Raw genomic sequence first — 19,357 nt, forward strand, 5'->3', positions numbered from 1 at the left:
ATTCCCTAAAGGCTTGGGGGGTTCCATTTGAAACTGTACCGTCTGGACGGTACAGTAAGTGACATGTACTCGCCGTCCTCAACCCAAGCACCCCGTTCCGCTCGTCCCGTTAAGGGCCAGGCAGCACCGTGGCGCGATTGGACGGCTCTGGCGCTCCTGATGTTCCCGGTGCTGCTGGTGGCCGTCGACAACACCGCGCTCACCTTTGCCCTGCCCGAGATTGCCCGATCCCTGGAGGTTGGCGGCGTCCAACTTCTCTGGATTGTGGACGCCTATCCCCTGGTACTGGCTGCGCTGCTGGTTTCCATGGGTAACCTGGGCGACAGGATCGGACGACGCCGGTTGCTGCTGATCGGCAGCACAGGCTTCGCTGCGGTGTCGGCTGCTACGGCATTCGCACCGACCGCGGAATGGCTGATTGCCGGACGCGCCGGCCTTGGCGTCTTCGGCGCCATGCTGATGCCCTCCACGCTCTCGCTGATCCGGAACATCTTTACCGACCCGAACCGTCGCCGGCTCGCGATCGCTGTCTGGGCTGCCGGCTTCTCCGGCGGTGCCGCCCTCGGTCCGATCTTCGGCGGTTGGCTGGTTGAACACTTCTGGTGGGGTGCCGTCTTCCTTGTGGCAGCTTTCCTGCTCCTCCCGCTCCTGGCTTTCGGCCGGGTCCTGATTCCGGAGTCCAGGGACTCCAACCCGGGACGCGTGGACGTGCCGAGCATCGTCCTGTCCGTTGTCACCATGGCTCCATTTGTTTACGGCATCAAGGAATTCGCGGTGCATGGCTTCGGAGCCTCCGCAGCAGCCTTCATGGGCTTCGGCGTGGTGATGGGCATCCTGTTCGTTCGCCGCCAGCAGCGGATCGAGAGCCCCATGCTCGATGTCGCCTTGTTCAAGAACAAGGTGTTCAGCACAGCCATCGTGGCCAATGTGCTGTCCCTCTTCTCCATGACCGGATTCATCTACTTCTTCGCCCAGCACCTGCAGCTGGTTGAAGGTCAGTCCCCCATGGAGGCAGGCATCGCGATGATCCCCGCCCTCCTGGCTACGGTCATCGCCGGCCTGCTGGTGGTACCGCTGGTCAAGCGCGTGCGGCCAGGGTCTGTTGTGGCTGCCGGGCTGACGCTGAGCGCCGTGGGTTATCTGATCGTCGTAGTGGGCGATCACGGCAGCGGGCCCGTGTTCCTGTTGTCGGCCCTGACCGTCCTGGCTGTTGGTGTGGGTGCCGCGGAGACCATCTCCAATGACCTCATCCTGGCTTCAGTGCCGGCAGACAAGTCCGGAGCGGCCTCGGCCATCTCCGAGACCGGCTACGAGCTGGGATCGCTCCTGGGAACCGCTGTACTCGGCTCCATCCTCACGGCGTCCTACCAGCACAACCTGATCATTCCGGACGGCATCTCGGAGCAGGCTGCCGGGAATTCCACGGAAACGCTGGCCGGCGCTGTTGATGCGGCGGCCGCACTTCCGGCCCCGTTGTCAGAGGCATTGACACATGCCGCCCGGACAGCTTTCGAGTCCGGTGTTCACATCACTGCGGCGATTGGGCTGGTACTGATGGCTGGTGCGGCAGTGCTCGCCGCCGTCGTGCTCCGGCGTGTGCCGAAGGCGCAGTAAAGGCACAGCGCCGACTGAAGCTTGACAGCTTCGGTCGGCGCTGTTTTTTGTCTACGCCGGCTGTCAGTCCGCACTGCTGTTCTTCGGCTCCAAGAAGTTCCGGGCTGCGGCCACCCCGGCTTCGAGGTCCCCGATACCCGGACCACAAATGGCCCCGAGTACTTCCACAGTGATGTTGGCCCCTTCACTGATGGCTGCCATCAGGTCCGCGGGTGCGGGAATGTGACGCGTGCCTGACCTTCGGCTGGCGTCACTGATCCAGTCAACAATCTCCTCGGCAAGGGCCTCGTCGGATTTCATCGGGAAGCCGACTGAAAGGAAGCCGTCCGCGTGGTCGTATTCGGCGCGGGCCCAGGATCCTCCTTCAAACCCAAAGACGAAACCGATCGGAACGCCCTCTCGCGGAAGGCCAGCGTTCCACCAGTCCGGGGTTTTGGCCAGCAAGTTCATTTCAACGTCCGAGTCCCCGCCGGTGCCGCTGAGCACGTTTTCGCTGGCCTCGTGGTCGTGGCCGTAGAGCAATGCCCTTTGGTCATCGAGGACGTCCATGGCCACCCAGTTGCCTCCGCCGTCGTCATGATACATATGGTTCTGGGAGCCGTTGCAGGAGTCACCGTACCCAAGGGCCGTCTTAACGGCCGACACTACTGCCCACCGACGGGCCAACGATTTCGGGGTAGGGATTTCCATGCCGATCAACCCATCGCGAACTCCCCAGCAGAATCGGTCAGAGGCGGCGTAAATACTGACAAGCTTCTTCCCTGCTGTCTCTACTCGGGCACCTACCGGCAACGTCAAGGCTCGAGCCAAATTTCCCCTGCGCCTGATAACGTCGTGCACGGGCAACACTTCCTGATCTGCAGCTGCCCCTGGTCCCACTACCCAGCCCGAATCATTTGGCTCTGTGGGTTCCTCCCGCCTTAGGGTGACTCGCGGCATGTCCAATGCCGACGGGGACACACGTAACGTCTGCCCCAACTTCACAGGCGACCAGGCCGTCTCACTCACGGACTTGCTCCACGTCGACTGAACTGCCAACAACGTAGCGGCGTAGCTCAGATCCCAGGTAGAAAACTCAAGACCCGGGCCGGAAAGGTCCACAGCGCTGACACGGAAACTCTTTCGGGCGGTCTGGTGCAGATTGAAGTACCAGGAGCCGTGTGAATATCGGAGACCATCGACCAGATCCTTTGGATCAGCCATGGAAACCGCTCCTAGAATGACCTCCACGGCAGAACCGCAGTCCTCCCGGGCCAGACCTTCCACCGTGATCGCACCAACCTGCACCCTGAACGTGGAGAGACCCGACGGCGGCTCCGGAATCGGCGTCAAAGGTGCTGCCCTTTTCCTGAAGATCACGTCAACCTGTCCTTTCCTCACTTCGTGTTCTTAGTCGGTAGTTAAGTAGCGGGGAAAGACGGATCGTGATGCAAAGACGCACATCGACTGAAGCTAGACAGCTTCGGTCGGCGCTGCTTTTTTGTCTACGCCGGCCGTCAGTCCATCAATTCTGTCGAGGGCGTCGCTGAGTCGGGTGACTGTATTCCATAGTTCTGGATGTTGTTTCCTAATTTCCTCCAGTGCGGTGCCCGCGGAGGTCAGGGATGCGAGGTCGAAGCTCACGTTGGTTCGTGCTCCGGCTATGGCTGCGCGGAGGGCTCCGAACCCGACCACGACATCTGCAATAAGCGCAGGATTGCCGTTGGAAGCGAGCCAGCCGAGATCTTCAATGGCGTCGATGGCCCGCTCCCCCAGAACCGCTGATGCCTTGGCAGCATGGACGGACGCTTGATGTATTGCTTCGTCGCGTTCCGGACCGGGGTCGAGACGGAAGGCAGCGCCGAAGGCGTTGGAGGCGGACGCGTCGTCGTCGGCTAGTTGAAGGGCAATTCGTCGGAGTTCGTGCGCCCGGGAGTGGATGCCGTTCAGCTGTTCGCGCTGGGCCTCCTCCGCCTCGGTATATCCGGCCACCATGGACGTCAACGAGGCCGCGATGGAGAGCATGACCCCGGTCCCTGCACCCCCGCCCGGCGATCCGGTGGACTCCGCCAAGGCTTTGGTCCACTCATCAACTGTGGATATCTGCGTCGTGACTGATTCAGAATCGTTCATGCCATCCAGTGTGCCGGGGCTTCCCCGCCTTTGCAGCTTCGGGCTGGATACACTGGCCAGACCTAGGCGTCGAATGAAAAGGGCAGACTCATGACCATTGACCTCGAAGAGCTTTACAAGGACCTGCACTCCCATCCTGAGTTGTCCTTCCAAGAGACCCGAACTGCCGGGATCGCCGCGGGTTACCTCGAAGAACTTGGCTTCACCGTTCATCGCAACATCGGAAAGACCGGGGTTGTTGGCGTTCTGGACAATGGGCCCGGACCGGCGGTGATGCTCAGGGCAGACATGGACGGCTTGCCCGTAAAGGAAGCAACGGGCCTGGAGTACGCAAGCACGGCGATGGGTGTTGATCACGAAGGCAAGGACATGCCGGTCATGCACGCTTGCGGCCATGACGTGCACGTGACCTGCCTTGTTGGCGCGGTGGAGGTTCTGGCCGCGCAACGTGATGAGTGGCAAGGCACACTGATCGCCGTGTTCCAGCCGGCCGAGGAATGGGGCGGCGGGGCGGAAACCATGGTGGCCGATGGCTTGTACGACACTGTGCCGAAACCGGACGTCGTCCTGGGCCAACATGTGGCCCCCTTCCCCGCCGGATGGTTCGGTGTCCGTCCCGGCGTCACCATGGCGTCCGCCGATTCGCTCAACATCACCTTGCATGGTCGGGGCGGGCACGGATCACGCCCCGAGACCACTGTTGATCCGGTGCTGATGGCGGCTGCAACCACTGTCCGGCTCCAGGGAATTGTGTCGCGTGAGCTCGCCGCCAGTGACTCCGCGGTGGTGACAGTTGGGCAGATTCACTCCGGGACCAAGAACAACATCATTCCGGAAACGGCAACGTTGGGCCTCAGCGTCCGGTCATTCAGCGATGCCACCAGGGATAAGATCCTCGGTTCAATTGAGCGCATTGCCCAGGGCGAAGCCACAGCATCAGGTGCTCCCAAGGAACCGGAGATTCATTTCGAAGAGCACTTCCCGCTGACCGTCAACGATGCAGCTGCCACTGCGAGGGTGTCGGCAGCTTTCACGGCAAAATTTGGCGAAACGCAGATCATCGACCCCGGTCCCGTGTCCGGCAGCGAAGACGTTGGAGCCTTGGCGAAAGCCGCCGGCGCTCCCCTGGTTTTCTGGTTCCTGGGAGGGGCCGAGCCTTCCTTGTTCAAGGAGTGGGCAACAACGGGTCGCCTTCCCGAGGACATTCCGTCGAATCACTCGCCCTACTTTGCGCCCATAATCCAGCCGACGCTGGCACGCGGAACTGAAGCTCTGGTGACGGCTGCGCGGGAATTCTTGGCCGCTGAGTCGTAGGGCCCAGCCTTCTGCAGCAAGGCCGCAAAAGGTAAGGCGCTGCGAGCGCAGCGCCTTACCTTTGCTTAATTCTTAAATCAGTCCAGCTTCTTCGATCGGGTTAGGGGATCCCTAGACTTTCTCGTGGATGCGGTGGATCCTCGGTTCGGAAACCTCGGATTCCCTGCGACGGCGGGCCAGGAAGGTAAATAGCGTTCCTTCCGTCCGTGGACGGCTCTGTGCAGGTTCCTGGTCCTTGGGTGCCTCAGACGTGCGTGCTTCAGGCCTGCGCACGGAGTCCTTCTTCGTGCGCCGCTCGAAGTCGTCATAGTACGCGTAGCACATGACCAACCTCCTTAGTGGCTGTCCCTTAATCGTCCTCCCGTCAAAGCGACAAGTCGACTGTTTTCGCCAGCCTTCAGCTGTATCGGCGCTGAGTTGTACTGGCGCGCGCCCAACGAGCTCATCGAACGAATACTCGCCGGCATGACCGGCACCCCTGCGTATGTCCGCAACGCGAAGATGGAGGTCGAGTCCACCCGCTGGGCACGCCATAACGTCCATTTCCACAGGACCACCAGGAAGACGTTGCGAAACGCGTTGGCGGGAGAAATCGAACTCGCCGGGTTCCTGGCCAGCTGGACGGCAGCCCATGCGTCGCCTCACGGCGCTGAGCTGCGGTCCGGCGAGCCCCTAACGTGACACGGTTGAAGACCGCGCTGCTTCCACGGCAAGCCTCGTCTCCTCGGCGATGAGGTCGGCATTGATAGCTGCCCCGGCCATGACACCTGCGGCTGCGGAGGCCATGACCTGTCCCATGAGATCGGTGACGTTTCCGGCAGCGTAGACACCCGGCACTGACGTTGCACCGCCCATGGGATTGACTTCAACGTGGCTTCCAACCCCCATAGGGTGCTCCACCGAGGGAACGCCCAGGGATTCCAGCACGCCGCTCCGTGCCTCCATGCGGGAGCCAGTGACGACGGCTTCCACAGGAATCACAGTGCCGGAGGCCAGCACAACACCGGTCAGGACGTCATGAGTGACTTCCAATGCTTGGACACGCCCGTCCACGACGGTGATGGAACGGGCAGCCAACTGCTCCCACTGTTCGTCCGTCGGTTCCACCACGTCATTCAGGAACAACGTGATGTCGGAGCTCCATTGGCGGAACAGCATCGCCTGATGCAACGCCATTGGTCCCGAGCCTATGATGCCGATCTGCTTTCTCCGCACTTCCCAGCCGTGGCAATAGGGGCAGTGCAGGACGTCTTTGCCCCACCGTTCACCAAGACCTTGAACGTCCGGCAGCAGGTCCACCAGTCCGGTGGTGACCAGCAAGCGCCGCGCTCTCGCCGTTTGGCCGTCGGCCAGGTCCACCTCAAAGGCGAGCACGGAACCCTCCGTGAGGCCCGTCGTCGAACGCGCCGTAACGGCGACGCCCTCCACGATGGCTGCCCCATACTGGTTCGCCTCCGCGCGTCCGAGTGCCAGCAGTTCCTTGGGATTGATCCCGTCCCGCGACAGGAAGCCATGCACGCCTGCGGCAGGAGCATTCCGCGGCTCCCCGGCATCGATGACCAGGACGGATCTCAAGGCCCGTCCCAGCGTGACCGCAGCACTTAACCCAGCTGCGCCACCACCGACAACAACGACGTCGTATTCCGCGCCCATCCGGTTGTTCACTGATTCTTGACTCACTGTACCTCCACGCATATCTGGCGGCGTTGCGCCGCTCATTCCATGGTTGGGCAGAGTCCAGCAGATCAGCAAGGAAGTTTGCCAATATGGCAAGCTGGATGCATGACAACCGACTTCAGCACAATGCTTGACGCCGTGGGGCCAAGGCTCCGTGCCATGCGAACCCAACGCAACGTGACCCTTGCAGAAGCCTCGGAAGCGACAGGGATTTCCGTCAGCACGCTCTCAAGGCTGGAATCAGGTCAGCGCAAACCAACGCTCGAACTACTCCTCCCAATTGCCCGGCTGCACCAAGTCCCCCTCGAAGAGTTGATCGATGCCCCGGAAACCGGCGACCCGCGAATCCACCTCAAGCCACACATCCACGAATGGGGAACTGCCGTTCCCCTGACGCGCCGCCCCGGCGGAATCCAGGCCTTCAAAATGGTCCTCAAGGGCGGCTCAGGCAGGCAGACTCCAACACCGCAATCACACGAGGGCTACGACTGGGTGTATGTCCTCAACGGCAAGCTGCGGCTGGTCCTGGGCGAGAACGACTTTGTCCTGAAACCGGGCGAGGTGGCGGAGTTTGATACCCGGACGCCCCACTGGTTCGCGAGTGCCACGTCAGACCCGGTGGAGCTTCTAACCCTCTTCGGGCAGCAGGGTGAACGGCTCCACGTGCGGGCACGGCCCAAGCGCTGACGCTACGAAGCCAACCATTCACGCGCGTTCCGACGCGAGCTGCCTGACTCAACACCAGGGTCAGGCCGGTTGATCTCGGCCCACACCTCATCGAGGGAAAGTCCAAGGACATCGGCAATTGCAGCAACAGTTGGGAAAGCGGGCGTCGCCACCCGGCCGGACTCGATCTTACGAAGCGTTTCGGGTGAGACCCGGGCGTCGAGGGCGGTCTCCAGCATGGAGCGGTCACCCCGGGCACGACGCAACAGAGCACCGAGGCGCTGTCCGCGCTCGGCCTCTGCGGGTGTGAGTGGCAACCTGACCATGGCTCCAATTGTAATACCGGGATAATATGGCCGGGATAGTTATTGGTTGTCACTAGAAAGGCCTCGCATGATTGAGATCCTGAGCCGCGCAGAACTCGGCCGTGCCAAGGAAGCTGGCGCCCTGGTCGCCAACATTCTGCACACCCTGAAGGGCCGCGTAACTGTGGGCACAAACCTTCTGGACATAGACCGGTGGGCAAAGAGCATGATCCTCGAAGCCGGCGGTGTCTCCTGTTACGTCGACTACGCCCCTTCCTTCGGACGCGGGCCATTCGGCCACTACATCTGCACCGGCGTCAACGACGCCGTCCTGCACGGATTGCCCAGGGACTACACCTTGGCCGACGGCGATCTGCTGACCCTGGACCTGGCCGTCTTGAAAGACGGAATCGCAGCAGACTCGGCCATCAGCTTCATCGTGGGCGAGTCTAAGCCGGCGGAAAGTGTCGCGATGATCGATGCGACCGAACGAGCATTGCGCGCAGGCATAGAGGCCGCCCGGCCCGGCGCCCGCATCGGCGACCTCTCCTACGCCATCGGCTCGGTCCTCAGCGATGCCGGCTACCCCGTCAACACCGAGTTCGGAGGCCACGGTATCGGATCCACCATGCATCAGGATCCGCACGTCCCGAACATGGGACGCCCCGGCCGCGGTTACAAGCTGCGCCCGGGATTGCTGCTCGCCCTGGAGCCCTGGGTCATGGCCGATACCGCCCAGCTTGTCACCGACGCCGACGGCTGGACGCTCCGTAGCGTCACAGGTTGCCGGACGGCCCACAGTGAGCACACCATTGCCATCACCAATGACGGCGCCGAAATTCTGACCCTGCCCACGCTGGCTGGCTAGACGCGGACCAAGGTTAAACCTCCGCCATGCGCCGTTGATGCTGGCCCCCGGGCCGAAACTCCGCATCTTCCGGAGGGTAAGGCTCCGGCAGCTGAACCGACGAGTTAGCCACATCCGCAGCAGACTCACTCGACGTAGCTACAGACGGCGTGGGTGGTGACGGCTTGGCCCGGACATACCCCGGCGGCGCCGGTGCGGTGGAACTGTACGTGTGCCCTGTGGGTGTGCTGATTTCCACTGTGTGCATACCCTGCCCGTCCGTTTGCACGGTTTTGCTGTTCCAGCCGGGTTTTTCTTTGGTGTGGTTGCAGGCTTCGCAGAGCCCGGCACCGTTCTCCACAGTGGTGGCCCCGCCGGCATGCCAGGGGAATGATGTGGTCGATATGCCGGATGGGCGCGTCGCAGTACGGGGTGCGGCAGGTGTCGTCCCGGGTTTCAATGAACCGTCTGAGCCGTGGCGGGAAGAACCGGGCTTTGGAGTCCATGGCCAGCAGCTCACCGGTGCCCGGTGCGGTGTAGAGCCGGCGGAGTAGTACCTTGAAGTCGAAGCGATCCGACGATTCCTCCCGCCGCTCCTGATCTTCGATCCGATCATGCCCCTCAGCCAGCATCCTCCTGGCCCATTCCGCAGGGACGATTCCGTAGCCCGCGAGCCGGGCCGGCTCGCTGTCGCCCTGAAGAAGAGCTCGGTCGGTCATGACCAGTTGAAGATCGACGCCACTGACCCCGCCACGCTTGCCGGTGATGCGTTCGACCAAGGTGTCGGCCATGACCTGGCCCCGGTTCCGGGCATCGCCGCCCGACCCCGCGTCTCCACGGGCACGGGCCGAATCAGCAGCCCTGGTGAGTGCAGCATAGGCGGCCACACCTTGGGCGACGGGCAGCAGGGCGGTCAGGTAGGTCATGGCATCCGAGGCAGGGCGCAGGCTCACGGTCCGCTCGGCGACTGCACGGCTGGCACGCCTGGCAACCGAACGGGGATCCCGCCGATACGCAGCGGCTTTCGCTGCGGCGATGACCGCCCGGTCGCCTTTCCCCTCGAACGTCCCGGTATCGGCTGCAAGTTCTTCATCCACCGCGCACCGGTCTTCCACAGACAAACACGCAGTCTCCTTCACCAGCAGGGAGGCACGCCACTCATTGAGCTGGCCCGACTCCAACGCGGCCAAGGTCCGCGGCATCTCCGTCACCAAAGCCTTCGCAAAGCCGAGGAACAGGGACCCGCGGTTCGGGGACTCACGCCTGGCCAACGCTATCTGGGCCCCAACAGCCTGGCCGCGTTCGGACGCGGGAACGCCAGCCTCTACCTGTTCCTGTCTCTGCACAAGGTCAAAGGCCACAGCGATCCGGGCCTGGAGGCCGGTGATGGCGGACTTCAGATTCTCCAACCCGCGGATCTGATCGATCAGCTCTTCACTCCCCGCGCCCAGTTGAACAGTGCCCAGCAGCGTGATGAGATCCGAAACCCGGGGCGCTGAGCCCCATGACCGAGGCCCCGGAACGGGGGCAGGCACGACCCCCGCGCCCGCTTGGCTGCCCCGAATCTGCTCCATGACTCAACCCTTCCAGCCATCACGGAGCACTATCAGACCCCAACCTTTCTATGTGGAAAACCGGGCCCCAGAGGAGCGTCTGCGAGCGCCAGGTCGCTTCGCAAAGAGCCGAGACGTCGCCCCTCATTAGCCCTGCCCGACCCACCCATCGCGGTCCCCCATAACGGTCACAAATACGGGGCACCTGTTTCACCCCTTGCATCAGGAGGTGACTCCCGCCATACTAAATGAACGCAATTCATTTAGTGATCGTCGTCTCACGGAGTACAAGCCCCATGATTGAAACCAGTTGGCTCGCACCGAGCCCGGAACCCGACCACCCGGACCTCGACGCCCAGTCACTCCAGGCAGTCACCGCGTGAGCGCCTGGCGCATGCCGTCCGAGACGGCCCCGCAGGACCGCGTGTGGATGGCATTCCCCACCGGCGGCTACACCTTGGGTGACACCGAACAGGAGGCGCACGCAGCACGTTCCACATGGGCCGCCGTCGCTAACGCCATCCTTGATTTTGAGCCGGTCACCATGGTGGTAGCGCCCGACGACGTCGAGACCGCCGCGCGCTATCTGGATCCGCGCGTTGAGGTCATTACAGCTGACCTCAACGATGCCTGGATGCGGGACATCGGACCATCGTTCGTTCTGGATTCCAATAAGCAACTGGGCGCCGTGGACTGGATCTTCAACGGCTGGGGCGGTCAGGACTGGGCTGCATGGGACAAGGACTCGCTCATTGCCGAGTACGTCAGCGGCCGCGCCAACGCCCGGCACCTCCCCTCGGGGATCGTCAACGAGGGCGGAGGCATACACGTTGATGGCGAAGGTACCGTCCTGGTCACCGAGACTGTGCAGCTCGATCAGGGTCGCAATCCAGGCCTGACCAAGGCTGACATCGAGCAGGAACTTGCCCGCACCATCGGCGCCACCCACGTGGTGTGGCTTCCTCGCGGCCTCACTCGCGACTCCGAAAAGTTCGGCACCCGCGGACACGTGGACATCGTGGCCGCGATTCCCAGCCCGGGCACTCTGCTGGTCCACTCCCAGCAAAACCCCGAGCACCCCGACTACACGGTCTCCCGCGAGATCATCGACTTCCTGCGCACCACCCATGACGCAGCTGGCCGGGACTGGAACATTATCGAAGTTCCCGCCCCGGAAACTCTTACCGACGATGAGGGGTTTGTGGACTACAGCTACATCAACCACCTTGTGGTCAACGGCGGGGTTATCGCCTGCACTTTCAACGACCCCATGGACGAGAAAGCACTCCGCATTCTCGCCGACGCCTACCCCGGACGCCGCGTGATCGGTGTTGACGCACGCGAACTTTTCGCACGGGGCGGCGGTATCCACTGCATCACGCAGCAGCAGCCTTCGGCCATCTAGAAAGGGCCTTACATGAGCCAGACAATCCGCCGCAGCGGCAATGAAGCTGCAGAGTCGCATGACATCAGCGGCAAGGGACTGAAGACGGGGCAGCTGGGGCTCCTCGCCGTCGTCGTTCTTGGCATCTCAACCATCGCCCCGGCGTACACACTCACCGGTGCGCTCGGTCCAACCGTCAACGAAGTCGGGCTGCAATTGCCCGTCATTTTCCTGATCGGTTTCATCCCGATGATTCTGGTATCGCTGGCCTACCGGGAGCTCAACGCAGACTCACCGGACAGCGGCACCACATTCACCTGGGTCACTAAAGCGTTCGGACCGTGGGTGGGCTGGATGGGTGGCTGGGGCTTGCTCGCGGCCAACATCATCGTCTTGTCCAACCTGGCAGGCGTCGCAGTGGACTTCTTCTACCTGTTCCTGGCGCAGGCCACGGGCTCACCCGAGCTCGCCGACCTTGCCTCGAACAAGCTGCTCAACGTTGCCACCTGCTTCGTCTTTGTGGCGCTGGCCGTGTGGATCAGCTACCGCGGCCTGCACACCACCAAGATCGTCCAGTACGGCCTGGTGGGATTCCAGCTGTTGGTACTGGGTTTGTTCGTAGGTATGGCGTTCGCCAACTGGTCCACGTCCGAAACCGCCGTTCCTTTCAGCTGGGATTGGTTCGACGTCACCAAGATCGAAACCTTCGGGCAGATCGCGGCCGGCATCTCGTTGTCGATCTTCGTCTACTGGGGCTGGGACGTCTGCCTCACAGTCAACGAGGAGACCGCCAACGGCAAGAAGACCGCAGGCCTCGCAGGCACGCTGACAGCGGTCATCGTGTTGGGCATCTACCTGCTGGTCACCATCGCCACCATGATGTTCGCCGGCGTGGGAGACACCGGAATCGGCCTGAACAACGCCGACAACCACGCCAACGTGTTCACGGCCCTTGCATCACCCGTGATGGGACCGTTCGCCATCCTCATGTCCCTGGCAGTGCTGTCCAGCTCTGCGGCATCCTTGCAGTCCACGTTCACCTCGCCGTCGCGCAGCCTGCTTGCCATGGCGCACTACGGCGCCCTGCCTGAGCGCTTCAGCCACATGAGCAAGAAATTCTCGACGCCGGGCTTCGCCACCATTGCGGCGGGTGTGCTGTCCGCGGGCTTCTACGCGGTGATGCACGTGATCAGCGAGAACGTCCTGAACGACACCATCCTGGCCCTGGGCCTGATGATCTGCTTCTACTACGGACTCACGGCCATCGCCTGCGTCTGGTACTTCCGTAACAGCGTGTTCTCCAGCGCCAGGAACTTCTTCCTGCGGCTCGTATGCCCGCTGTTCGGTGGTGTAGGCCTGTTCGTGGTGTTCCTGCAGACCGCCGTGGACAGCTGGGCTCCGGAGTTTGGCAGCGGCTCGGAGATCTTCGGAGTGGGCCTCGTGTTCGTTCTGGGCATCGGGATCCTGGCCTTGGGCGCTGTGGTCATGCTGATCATGTCCCGTGTTCGGCCCGGGTTCTTCCGCGGCGAGACCATCCGGAAGGATACGCCGGCCTTGGTGGTACCTGAGTAACTCGCCATAGAGCCTCGAAAACGCTGGAAAGCTGCCAGTTCGCCCGATTTCTTCCGGCGAACTGGCAGCTTTCGTATGTTCTGGCCGCAATCCCGCGTTTCCGGGAAGCCCCTACCAGCGGTGGGCTACATCCACCACAAGGCGGGAACCGCCGCCGGGTCCGTCCAAGGTGAAGACCCGGAACGGAAGCCGCGCCCGGACTCCCAGGCCGATGCTCGTGGTGCCCTCAAAGCTGCCCGCGTAAACGACTTGCCGGAACGTCTGGTACCCGGAGACGTTGGACAGTTCCGCCTTGGCCGCCGGCTCGTAGGTCGGCTGGCTGTACTGGTTGTACGACGGCGCCGTGACCATCACTTGCAGATCAGCATCCCCCAGCACAGGGATGGGGTAGCCGGTGGCATCCTGGGTCACCACCGGAACATACTGAACCACGTAGCCGGCCACCTTGCCGGTCATATCAATCACCAGACGGTCGTAGCAGGGCTGTTGGCCAGTGCGAACGTTGGTGACATTGGCGGCGCTCCAGTCGAGGTCGGCTTTGGCCATCGAACCCCACGAGATGCCGCAATACGTTGCTGCCGAGGCTGGCCCCGGTGTCACCAGACCGAGCCCGGCAGCCGCAAGGACAGCTGCCAAACCCGCTCCAAATTTCCTCATTTTTTGTGCCCCCTTCAGGCGAAGTTGATACTTCAACAGTAGGAGCGCAGCAGGGGCTTTGGGTGGGTTGTGGCCGCTTCGGCACATAACCGTTAAAAGGGCCGCCGGGTGGTCACGGGAGGGTCATCGGAGACCCCTTCCAACCGCATTTTCCGGTCGTTTTTAAGGTCTTCGCTCACATGTTCGTGATCGAAGATAACGTGATCGGGGCGTTATTTAGCCTTCGCAGTCCTTGCAGTACTTAAGACCGTTCTTTTCCAGCGCAATCTGGGACCTGTGGCGGACCAGGAAGCAGGAGCCACACGTGAATTCGTCGGACTGCTCAGGGACCACAATGACGGTCAGTTCTTCACCGGAAAGATCCGCGCCGGGAAGGTCGATTCCTTCGGCCGTATCGTTTTCCTCGACGTCGATGACCGCAGTCTGCGCAGTGTTCCCACGGGATGCCTGAAGGGCCTCAAGCGATTCGGCGGGAGACTCTTCTTCTGTCTTGCGCGGGGCATCGTAATCAGTAGCCATTGAGGTTCGCTTTCGTTGCTGCATAGTGCCCATTCCGGCACCTCAGTGAAGCAGTTTAGGGCATATCACACGCGATAAACGAATAGTGTGCCCAACGCAACATTTGGCAGCAATCCGGGCGGGCTCTAAGGCTCTTTACGCACCTTCACAGCATGCGATTGCATGGCCCGCGCACTGGCGACCGTGACGCCGCTGAGGGCAGGAAGCCACAGCACTTCGCTCACGGTTCCGTGCCCTGCGTCCTCCTCAGGGACACTGCAGTCCAGGACGTAGGCTGCCTCAATCCATGCTCCCAGAGTGGAGCCGATACGGGTTGCCAGCGTGGCCAGTGAAGCGATCATGCCGCAACCGTATCCACCCCGGGTTTGGGGGCCGTTTCCGCCGCGTCACGAGCTTGTTAACTACTCCGCTAGGCTCACATGATGAACACTCGGGGGATGCTGTTGGCAACTGACGCTATTAACCATGCGGGAGCAACGTCCCAACCGCCCCCGGCGGTGTCACTGAAACAGGCTTTATGGGCCCTGATGTGGGTTGTTGTCTACGTTGCCGCAGTGGCCTTGGCAGCAGTTGCAGCGGGGTTGTCCGGTCTGGTTCATGTCACCGCCGAAGTGGCTGTTCCAGTTATCCTCGGAGGGGCAACTGCAGCCGCAATGCTGGCAACATACGTACATTTGATTCGCAGAAACCAGCTCACTCCCGTCATGCTCGGGTTCCGACGGGCGGACGCGCGCACGCTGCACTTACTCTGGCAGATCCCGGCTGCGATAGTGGCTTCCGCCTGCGCCCAAGGTCTCTTCTTGGCAGGTCTCGGCCTCTTGGGAGTAGATGGTGCTGCGGAAAACTCCTCAAACGGCGCGTTGGGCCGGGTTGCCACACTCCCGGCGCCGCTGATTGCTCTGACCGTCCTGATAGTTGCTGTGTTGACTCCCCTCTGGGAAGAAGTCCTCTTTAGAGGAGCCTTTCTCAGCGGATTGTCGCGACGTTGCGGACCGTTTGCCGCCGTGGCGATCTCAGCGGCAATCTTTGCAGCTGTCCACCTTGTCCCGTTGAGCTTTGCCTATCTCTTCGTGCTGGGCGTCGCGTTGGCGCTGCTGAAAAGATTCCATCAGAACCTCTGGGCGCCCGTACTCTTACACTCCGTCAACAACGCTCTGGTGCTGCTTATCATCTTGTCGGCTGCGCGAAATTAGCTACTCCCGCAAAGCCCGTTCCACGATGTACTCCGCGATGGCCATAGACGAAGTAGCCCCCGGAGAGGGGGCGTTGCGCACCAGGACCGCGTCCCGGCGTCGTGCGATCACAAAGTCGTCCACCAGTGAACCGTCACCGTTCATGGCCTGGGCGCGCACGCCACGGGTCCCGGGAAGTACCGTGGCGCCCTCCAACGACGGCACAAAACGAACAGCCTCGCGGATGAACCTCTTCTTGCTCACGACGGTTTGAAATTCGCGAACAGCTGACGGCACATTCTGACGGGCAAAATTCCAGAAGCCCGGAAAGAGCGTGTAGTTCAGGATGTCGCGAACATTCACTTCGTTCCATGCGTAAGACTCACGGCCGAATGAGATAAACGCATTCGGGCCGAGCATCATCTCGCCGTCAATACGTTTGGTGAGATGGACGCCAAGGAACGGGTGTTTAGGGTCCGGGACGGGGTAAATGAGGCCACGCACGTGGTCCCGGGCTTCCTTGCCCAACAGGAAGTACTGCCCGAAGAACGGCACGATCCGTGGCGTTGCCGGCTCGCCGGTCGCCTCGGCCACCCGGTCAGATTGGAGCCCCGCGCAAACCACAACCAGGTCATAGTGTTCGCCTCCGTCCTTGGTGGTGACCACTACTCCACTGCCCTGCTGCGCGAGAGACGTGACCTCCTGCCCAAGGCGGATGGCCCCGCCCGAGCCGCGAACGTCGTCGGCAAGCGCGTTGGTGATGGCCGTGTAGTCAACGATCGCCGTTTCCGGCGAATGCAAAGCAGAAAGCCCGACGGCGTTCGGCTCCACCTCGCGTATCTGCTCGCCCCGAAGCATCCTTACGCCCGGGACGCCGTTAGCTGTGGCGCGGGCGAAGATATTGTCCAAGCGCTGGGATTCCTCGGGTGTCTGGGCGATGACCAACTTGCCGCACGCTTCATAGGGAAGGTTCTTCGCGGTGCAGAACTCCTGCAGCAACTCCACACCCCTGCGGCACAGCTTTGCCTTCAGGCCGCCGGGTTCGTAGTAAAGGCCTGCGTGGACCACACCTGAGTTATGCCCGGTCTGGTGGGCTGCGAGCCGGTCTTCCTTTTCGTACACGGTGACTTGGACGTCGTGGAGTCTGTTGGTGAGTTCCCTGGCCACCGCAATGCCGATGATCCCGCCGCCGACCACGGCGCACCGCTTGATGGTTCTCGTGTGTGGAGGGTGGGGCATGGCACTCCTCGTCTTTGGGGTCGGCCCGTGTCAGTCACAGCATTTCACGGCAACCAAGGCGAAACAGCACAACGGCACGCAAAAGGGGCGGCACATTGCGTGCCGCCCCTTTACTTGATGCGGAAAAACTATGCAGTCGGCTGGTCAAAACGCTGGCCGGCCGGGTTGGACGGCAGGAGCGCGAAGACCAGGATGGCAAGTCCACCCACGAACGGGATAAGTCCGAGGAGGGCCAGCCAGCCACTGAAGTTGCCATCGTGAAGACGACGAACCAGCAGTGCGATGGAGGGGATAAGGACCGCCAGGTAGAAAACGAAAATCAGGATGAGGCCGACGACGGCCCCCGGACCGGGAACCGTTCCGCTGCTGGTAGTCGTGGATCCAGCTGCACCGAGAATGCCGGTGAGGATCTGTAGGACGATCCCGATGACGCCCAATGCGAGGGCGACCCACCAGTACTCACTGCGGCTCGCGCGGCCACTGAATGCGGTGTACTTCTTGAAGAAACGCCTTATAGCTGCGCCGATGGGAGCGCCGTAGTAGGGAGCCCACAGCGGGGGCTCGCCGGCCTGGACGCCGTACTGCTCGGTTTGCTGAGGTTGTTGCGGGTAGCTGGTCATTGGTATTTCCCCCGGGCTAGGTGTGAATCATTGCGATGAGTCGTACTCAGTGATGAGTCGTGCCTATCGTAATGCCCCAGCAGCGAATTACGCAGTTCGATGGACGAAATTAACCCGGATTTAGCCTGATAACGGAATATGTCGCAGGAAAGCCCGGAGGAAATTCATCTCCTCGCCCAGCTTGTTCCGTTAGGCGACAGTGAAGACGTCGATTTCCACCGAGCCCGGCCGACGGCGCCCTGTTAATCCTGGCGATGTCCTCCGCAGCCCCGAACCGGAGAGCAAGGTTGTGCACATAGACCACGGAACCATCATCGAGCTCCACGGCGTACCTCGCATCCAGCTCCGTCAGTTCGGCGCTGCGCAGGATTTGGTAATCCGCGCCGGCCGGAAGAACCCGCCCGTTGAGTCCGGGGCCGGCGACAGTCCCACCAACAATTGGAATGATCCGGCGGTGCCCCTCGGGCGTTGGCCCCACGTCAACCGGCGAGCCCACGTCAACGCTCAACGTCGCGAGGAACGTCAACGCAGGCGACTCCGGAAATGCGGTCACTGTGCGTATTGCTTTCGGAGATCCATCTTCCGGATTTTGCCGCTGGCCGTCCGAGGCATTTCCTCCACGAACACTACGGACTTGGGAATCTTGTACCGCGCCAACCGGCCCTCAAGATGCGAGCGCAGTTGTTCTTCGGTGAGAGAAGCGTTCTCCCTCAACGTGACGATCGCCCGGGGCACTTCACCCCACTTCTGGTCATCGACTCCGATCACGGCCACGCTCCCCACCGCCGGCAACTCCGCAATGGCAGCTTCCACTTCGGCCGGGTAGATGTTTTCGCCGCCGGAAATGATCATGTCCTTGATGCGGTCCGAGACGAACAGGAAACCGTCGCCGTCTTGGTAGCCCATGTCGCCGGAGCGGAACCACGACGAATCAGAGTAGCTTTCCGCGGTGGCTTCCGGCCGGTTCCAGTATTCCTTGATCACGTTGGGGCCCGAGATCTGGATCTCGCCCACCTCACCAGGAGCAGCAATGCCGCCCAGGGGTTCCGCGATCCGCACGTCAGTGAAGAAGTGTGGCAATCCCGCAGACCCGGCCTTCTCTTTGGACCTCGATACCGGCAGCATCGTGGTGCCGGGAGCGGTTTCGGTCATGCCGTAGCAGCTGGTGAATCCAATGCCGCGCTGCTCATACGCCTCCAAAACCCGGCCCGGAACCGCGGAACCTCCGCAGGTGAGCTTTTCCAGGGACGTGAGGTCCGCCGTCGACCATCCGGGGTGGTCACAGAGCATTTGAAAAGTGGTGGGGACGCCGTTGAGCGTGGTGACCTTGTGCTGTGCCACCAGCTGCAGTGCACGACCGGCGTCGAACTTGGATTCAAGCACCACCGTGGCGCCTTTGAGCAGCATGGGCAGCAAGCCCATGTCCAGGGACGCCACATGGAACAGCGGTGAGATCATGAGCGCTACGTCGTTGCGGCTCAGGTCCATGTCCACCACCGTGTTGATGCAGTTCCATGTGATGTTGCCGTGCGTCAGCAGCGCCCCTTTGGGCTTGCCGGTAGTGCCGGACGTGTAAAGGATCATGGCGGCATCGTCCAAGGTCACGGACTCGTCCAGCGGCGTCGCCGGTGCCGCGTCAAGCACTTCACCATAGTGCTCGACGCCGGATGGCAGCTTAACAACGGAACCGTCAGTGCCGTCGTCGGGCGCCACTACAAGCCGGTGGGATACTTCCGTATCCGCCACTGCGGCGGCGGCTATGACCTCCAAAGTTGCTGCGCCGATCAAGAGCCGTGCCCCCGAGTCCTGTAGTTGAAACTGCAGTTCCGGGGCCGCCAGGCGGGTATTCAGCGGGACGAAGATCGCGCCCAGAAGCCCACAGGCGAAGAACGTCTCCACGAAAGACGGGTGATTCTCACCGAGGTAAGCCACCCTGTCCCCCTTGGCCACTCCCCTACCCTTGAGCGCGTTGGCCAGGCGGTCGGTCCTGTCTGAGAGTTCCGCGTAGGTCACAGTGTGCCCGCCGGAAATAACAGCCGCTTTGGTCCCGGACTTGATCCGGCGCCGGTGCAGCCAGGATCCAACTCCGTTGTTGTCCATGGTCCG

General features: G+C 62.1%; 21 protein-coding genes and 1 pseudogene. 9 read left to right on the forward strand and 13 right to left on the reverse strand.

Translation table 11 applies throughout. The annotated features are described in order from the left end of the window. Positions 1 to 63: 63 nt before the first annotated feature. A complete protein-coding gene (locus J3A64_RS13315; RefSeq protein ID WP_011773722.1) occupies positions 64 to 1,614 on the forward strand; it encodes an MFS transporter in 1,551 nt (516 codons plus the stop codon). Positions 1,615 to 1,677: 63 nt separating this feature from the next. Here the strand turns inward: J3A64_RS13315 and J3A64_RS13320 are convergent, their stop codons facing one another. Both J3A64_RS13320 and J3A64_RS13325 read right to left on the reverse strand, forming a co-directional pair. Continuing rightward, the gene (locus J3A64_RS13320) at positions 1,678 to 2,973 is read right to left on the reverse strand and encodes a hypothetical protein (RefSeq protein ID WP_210064499.1); all 1,296 of its coding nucleotides are present in this window, start codon (positions 2,971 to 2,973) and stop codon (positions 1,678 to 1,680) included. 93 nt (positions 2,974 to 3,066) lie between these two features. Next, the gene (locus J3A64_RS13325) at positions 3,067 to 3,726 is read right to left on the reverse strand and encodes a cyclodeaminase/cyclohydrolase family protein (RefSeq protein WP_011773719.1); all 660 of its coding nucleotides are present in this window, start codon (positions 3,724 to 3,726) and stop codon (positions 3,067 to 3,069) included. Between the two features lie 90 nt (positions 3,727 to 3,816). Between J3A64_RS13325 and J3A64_RS13330 the strand changes: the two genes are divergently transcribed. Beyond that, positions 3,817 to 5,040: an amidohydrolase gene (locus J3A64_RS13330; RefSeq protein ID WP_210064500.1), complete on the forward strand. Its 1,224-nt coding sequence runs from the start codon at positions 3,817 to 3,819 to the stop codon at positions 5,038 to 5,040. Positions 5,041 to 5,151: 111 nt separating this feature from the next. Here the strand turns inward: J3A64_RS13330 and J3A64_RS23730 are convergent, their stop codons facing one another. Then, positions 5,152 to 5,364: a hypothetical protein gene (locus tag J3A64_RS23730; protein WP_286176310.1), complete on the reverse strand. Its 213-nt coding sequence runs from the start codon at positions 5,362 to 5,364 to the stop codon at positions 5,152 to 5,154. 141 nt (positions 5,365 to 5,505) lie between these two features. On the opposite strand from J3A64_RS23730, the gene J3A64_RS23735 reads away from it, so the two are divergent. Further along, positions 5,506 to 5,721, forward strand: a complete 216-nt coding sequence (locus tag J3A64_RS23735; RefSeq protein WP_286176311.1) for a hypothetical protein — start codon at positions 5,506 to 5,508, stop codon at positions 5,719 to 5,721. On the opposite strand, the gene J3A64_RS13340 is transcribed toward J3A64_RS23735, so the two are convergent. Beyond that, the gene (locus tag J3A64_RS13340) at positions 5,713 to 6,735 is read right to left on the reverse strand and encodes an NAD(P)/FAD-dependent oxidoreductase (protein ID WP_051024901.1); all 1,023 of its coding nucleotides are present in this window, start codon (positions 6,733 to 6,735) and stop codon (positions 5,713 to 5,715) included. The genes J3A64_RS23735 and J3A64_RS13340 overlap by 9 nt on opposite strands. A gap of 87 nt (positions 6,736 to 6,822) precedes the next feature. Between J3A64_RS13340 and J3A64_RS13345 the strand changes: the two genes are divergently transcribed. Beyond that, positions 6,823 to 7,404 (forward strand): helix-turn-helix domain-containing protein, encoded by a 582-nt coding sequence (locus J3A64_RS13345; protein ID WP_043469824.1) that lies wholly within the window; start codon positions 6,823 to 6,825, stop codon positions 7,402 to 7,404. Between the two features lie 2 nt (positions 7,405 to 7,406). Here the strand turns inward: J3A64_RS13345 and J3A64_RS13350 are convergent, their stop codons facing one another. Continuing rightward, a complete protein-coding gene (locus tag J3A64_RS13350; RefSeq protein WP_210064502.1) occupies positions 7,407 to 7,709 on the reverse strand; it encodes a helix-turn-helix domain-containing protein in 303 nt (100 codons plus the stop codon). 67 nt (positions 7,710 to 7,776) lie between these two features. Between J3A64_RS13350 and map the strand changes: the two genes are divergently transcribed. After that, positions 7,777 to 8,556 carry a type I methionyl aminopeptidase gene (gene map / locus J3A64_RS13355; RefSeq protein ID WP_014920892.1) on the forward strand — a complete coding sequence of 260 codons (780 nt, stop codon included), beginning with the start codon at positions 7,777 to 7,779 and terminating at the stop codon, positions 8,554 to 8,556. 13 nt (positions 8,557 to 8,569) lie between these two features. On the opposite strand, the pseudogene J3A64_RS13360 reads toward map, so the two are convergent. Next, a pseudogene (locus J3A64_RS13360) lies at positions 8,570 to 10,109 on the reverse strand (HNH endonuclease). Positions 10,110 to 10,336: 227 nt separating this feature from the next. On the opposite strand from J3A64_RS13360, the gene J3A64_RS23740 reads away from it, so the two are divergent. Genes J3A64_RS23740 through J3A64_RS13370 form a run of 3 tightly spaced genes read left to right on the forward strand, consistent with a single transcriptional unit; the run spans position 10,337 to position 13,044 of the window. Next, on the forward strand, positions 10,337 to 10,471 hold the full coding sequence (locus J3A64_RS23740) for a hypothetical protein (protein WP_272941666.1): 135 nt from the start codon (positions 10,337 to 10,339) through the stop codon (positions 10,469 to 10,471). Further along, on the forward strand, positions 10,468 to 11,493 hold the full coding sequence (locus J3A64_RS13365) for an agmatine/peptidylarginine deiminase (RefSeq protein WP_210064503.1): 1,026 nt from the start codon (positions 10,468 to 10,470) through the stop codon (positions 11,491 to 11,493). Before J3A64_RS23740 ends, J3A64_RS13365 begins: the two co-directional genes overlap by 4 nt. Positions 11,494 to 11,505: 12 nt before the next feature. After that, a complete protein-coding gene (locus J3A64_RS13370) occupies positions 11,506 to 13,044 on the forward strand; it encodes an APC family permease (protein WP_011773710.1) in 1,539 nt (512 codons plus the stop codon). Between the two features lie 111 nt (positions 13,045 to 13,155). Here J3A64_RS13370 and J3A64_RS13375 read toward each other — a convergent pair whose 3' ends face one another. The 3 genes from J3A64_RS13375 to J3A64_RS13385 form a co-directional block, all read right to left on the reverse strand. Then, a complete protein-coding gene (locus J3A64_RS13375) occupies positions 13,156 to 13,701 on the reverse strand; it encodes a hypothetical protein (protein ID WP_210064504.1) in 546 nt (181 codons plus the stop codon). A gap of 216 nt (positions 13,702 to 13,917) precedes the next feature. After that, a complete protein-coding gene (locus tag J3A64_RS13380) occupies positions 13,918 to 14,220 on the reverse strand; it encodes a DUF4193 domain-containing protein (protein WP_017199882.1) in 303 nt (100 codons plus the stop codon). A gap of 125 nt (positions 14,221 to 14,345) precedes the next feature. Then, complete coding sequence (locus J3A64_RS13385) at positions 14,346 to 14,561, reverse strand: hypothetical protein (protein WP_011773707.1); 216 nt, start codon at positions 14,559 to 14,561, stop codon at positions 14,346 to 14,348. A 96-nt stretch (positions 14,562 to 14,657) separates the two neighbouring features. Between J3A64_RS13385 and J3A64_RS13390 the strand changes: the two genes are divergently transcribed. Then, positions 14,658 to 15,413, forward strand: coding sequence for a CPBP family intramembrane glutamic endopeptidase (locus tag J3A64_RS13390; RefSeq protein ID WP_011773706.1), 756 nt, complete (start codon positions 14,658 to 14,660; stop codon positions 15,411 to 15,413). Here the strand turns inward: J3A64_RS13390 and lhgO are convergent, their stop codons facing one another. The 4 genes from lhgO to menE form a co-directional block, all read right to left on the reverse strand. After that, positions 15,414 to 16,631, reverse strand: coding sequence for an L-2-hydroxyglutarate oxidase (gene lhgO / locus J3A64_RS13395; protein WP_014920887.1), 1,218 nt, complete (start codon positions 16,629 to 16,631; stop codon positions 15,414 to 15,416). A 128-nt stretch (positions 16,632 to 16,759) separates the two neighbouring features. Further along, positions 16,760 to 17,251 carry a DUF805 domain-containing protein gene (locus J3A64_RS13400; protein WP_011773704.1) on the reverse strand — a complete coding sequence of 164 codons (492 nt, stop codon included), beginning with the start codon at positions 17,249 to 17,251 and terminating at the stop codon, positions 16,760 to 16,762. A gap of 109 nt (positions 17,252 to 17,360) precedes the next feature. Beyond that, positions 17,361 to 17,804 carry a DUF3237 family protein gene (locus J3A64_RS13405; RefSeq protein WP_307807196.1) on the reverse strand — a complete coding sequence of 148 codons (444 nt, stop codon included), beginning with the start codon at positions 17,802 to 17,804 and terminating at the stop codon, positions 17,361 to 17,363. Beyond that, the gene (gene menE / locus J3A64_RS13410) at positions 17,801 to 19,351 is read right to left on the reverse strand and encodes an o-succinylbenzoate--CoA ligase (protein ID WP_210064505.1); all 1,551 of its coding nucleotides are present in this window, start codon (positions 19,349 to 19,351) and stop codon (positions 17,801 to 17,803) included. Before menE ends, J3A64_RS13405 begins: the two co-directional genes overlap by 4 nt. Positions 19,352 to 19,357: the final 6 nt, after the last annotated feature.

Origin of the sequence: Pseudarthrobacter sp. PvP004 (assembly GCF_017876035.1) — a bacterium.
Classification (GTDB): Bacteria; Actinomycetota; Actinomycetes; order Actinomycetales; family Micrococcaceae; genus Arthrobacter; species Arthrobacter aurescens_A.

Bases quoted from the DNA above. Each gene is read 5' to 3' on its own strand.
- J3A64_RS13370 (WP_011773710.1), top strand. From the start codon at position 11,506: ATGAGCCAGACAATCCGCCGCAGCGGCAATGAAGCTGCAGAGTCGCAT.
- J3A64_RS13390 (WP_011773706.1), top strand. From the start codon at position 14,658: ATGCTGTTGGCAACTGACGCTATTAACCATGCGGGAGCAACGTCCCAA.
- J3A64_RS13375 (WP_210064504.1), bottom strand. From the start codon at position 13,701: ATGAGGAAATTTGGAGCGGGTTTGGCAGCTGTCCTTGCGGCTGCCGGG.
- J3A64_RS13330 (WP_210064500.1), top strand. From the start codon at position 3,817: ATGACCATTGACCTCGAAGAGCTTTACAAGGACCTGCACTCCCATCCT.
- J3A64_RS13340 (WP_051024901.1), bottom strand. From the start codon at position 6,735: ATGCGTGGAGGTACAGTGAGTCAAGAATCAGTGAACAACCGGATGGGC.
- J3A64_RS13350 (WP_210064502.1), bottom strand. From the start codon at position 7,709: ATGGTCAGGTTGCCACTCACACCCGCAGAGGCCGAGCGCGGACAGCGC.
- J3A64_RS23730 (WP_286176310.1), bottom strand. From the start codon at position 5,364: ATGTGCTACGCGTACTATGACGACTTCGAGCGGCGCACGAAGAAGGAC.
- J3A64_RS13380 (WP_017199882.1), bottom strand. From the start codon at position 14,220: ATGGCTACTGATTACGATGCCCCGCGCAAGACAGAAGAAGAGTCTCCC.
- J3A64_RS13325 (WP_011773719.1), bottom strand. From the start codon at position 3,726: ATGAACGATTCTGAATCAGTCACGACGCAGATATCCACAGTTGATGAG.
- J3A64_RS23740 (WP_272941666.1), top strand. From the start codon at position 10,337: ATGAACGCAATTCATTTAGTGATCGTCGTCTCACGGAGTACAAGCCCC.
- J3A64_RS13400 (WP_011773704.1), bottom strand. From the start codon at position 17,251: ATGACCAGCTACCCGCAACAACCTCAGCAAACCGAGCAGTACGGCGTC.
- J3A64_RS13315 (WP_011773722.1), top strand. From the start codon at position 64: ATGTACTCGCCGTCCTCAACCCAAGCACCCCGTTCCGCTCGTCCCGTT.
- J3A64_RS13385 (WP_011773707.1), bottom strand. From the start codon at position 14,561: ATGATCGCTTCACTGGCCACGCTGGCAACCCGTATCGGCTCCACTCTG.
- J3A64_RS23735 (WP_286176311.1), top strand. From the start codon at position 5,506: ATGACCGGCACCCCTGCGTATGTCCGCAACGCGAAGATGGAGGTCGAG.
- map (WP_014920892.1), top strand. From the start codon at position 7,777: ATGATTGAGATCCTGAGCCGCGCAGAACTCGGCCGTGCCAAGGAAGCT.
- menE (WP_210064505.1), bottom strand. From the start codon at position 19,351: ATGGACAACAACGGAGTTGGATCCTGGCTGCACCGGCGCCGGATCAAG.
- lhgO (WP_014920887.1), bottom strand. From the start codon at position 16,631: ATGCCCCACCCTCCACACACGAGAACCATCAAGCGGTGCGCCGTGGTC.
- J3A64_RS13345 (WP_043469824.1), top strand. From the start codon at position 6,823: ATGACAACCGACTTCAGCACAATGCTTGACGCCGTGGGGCCAAGGCTC.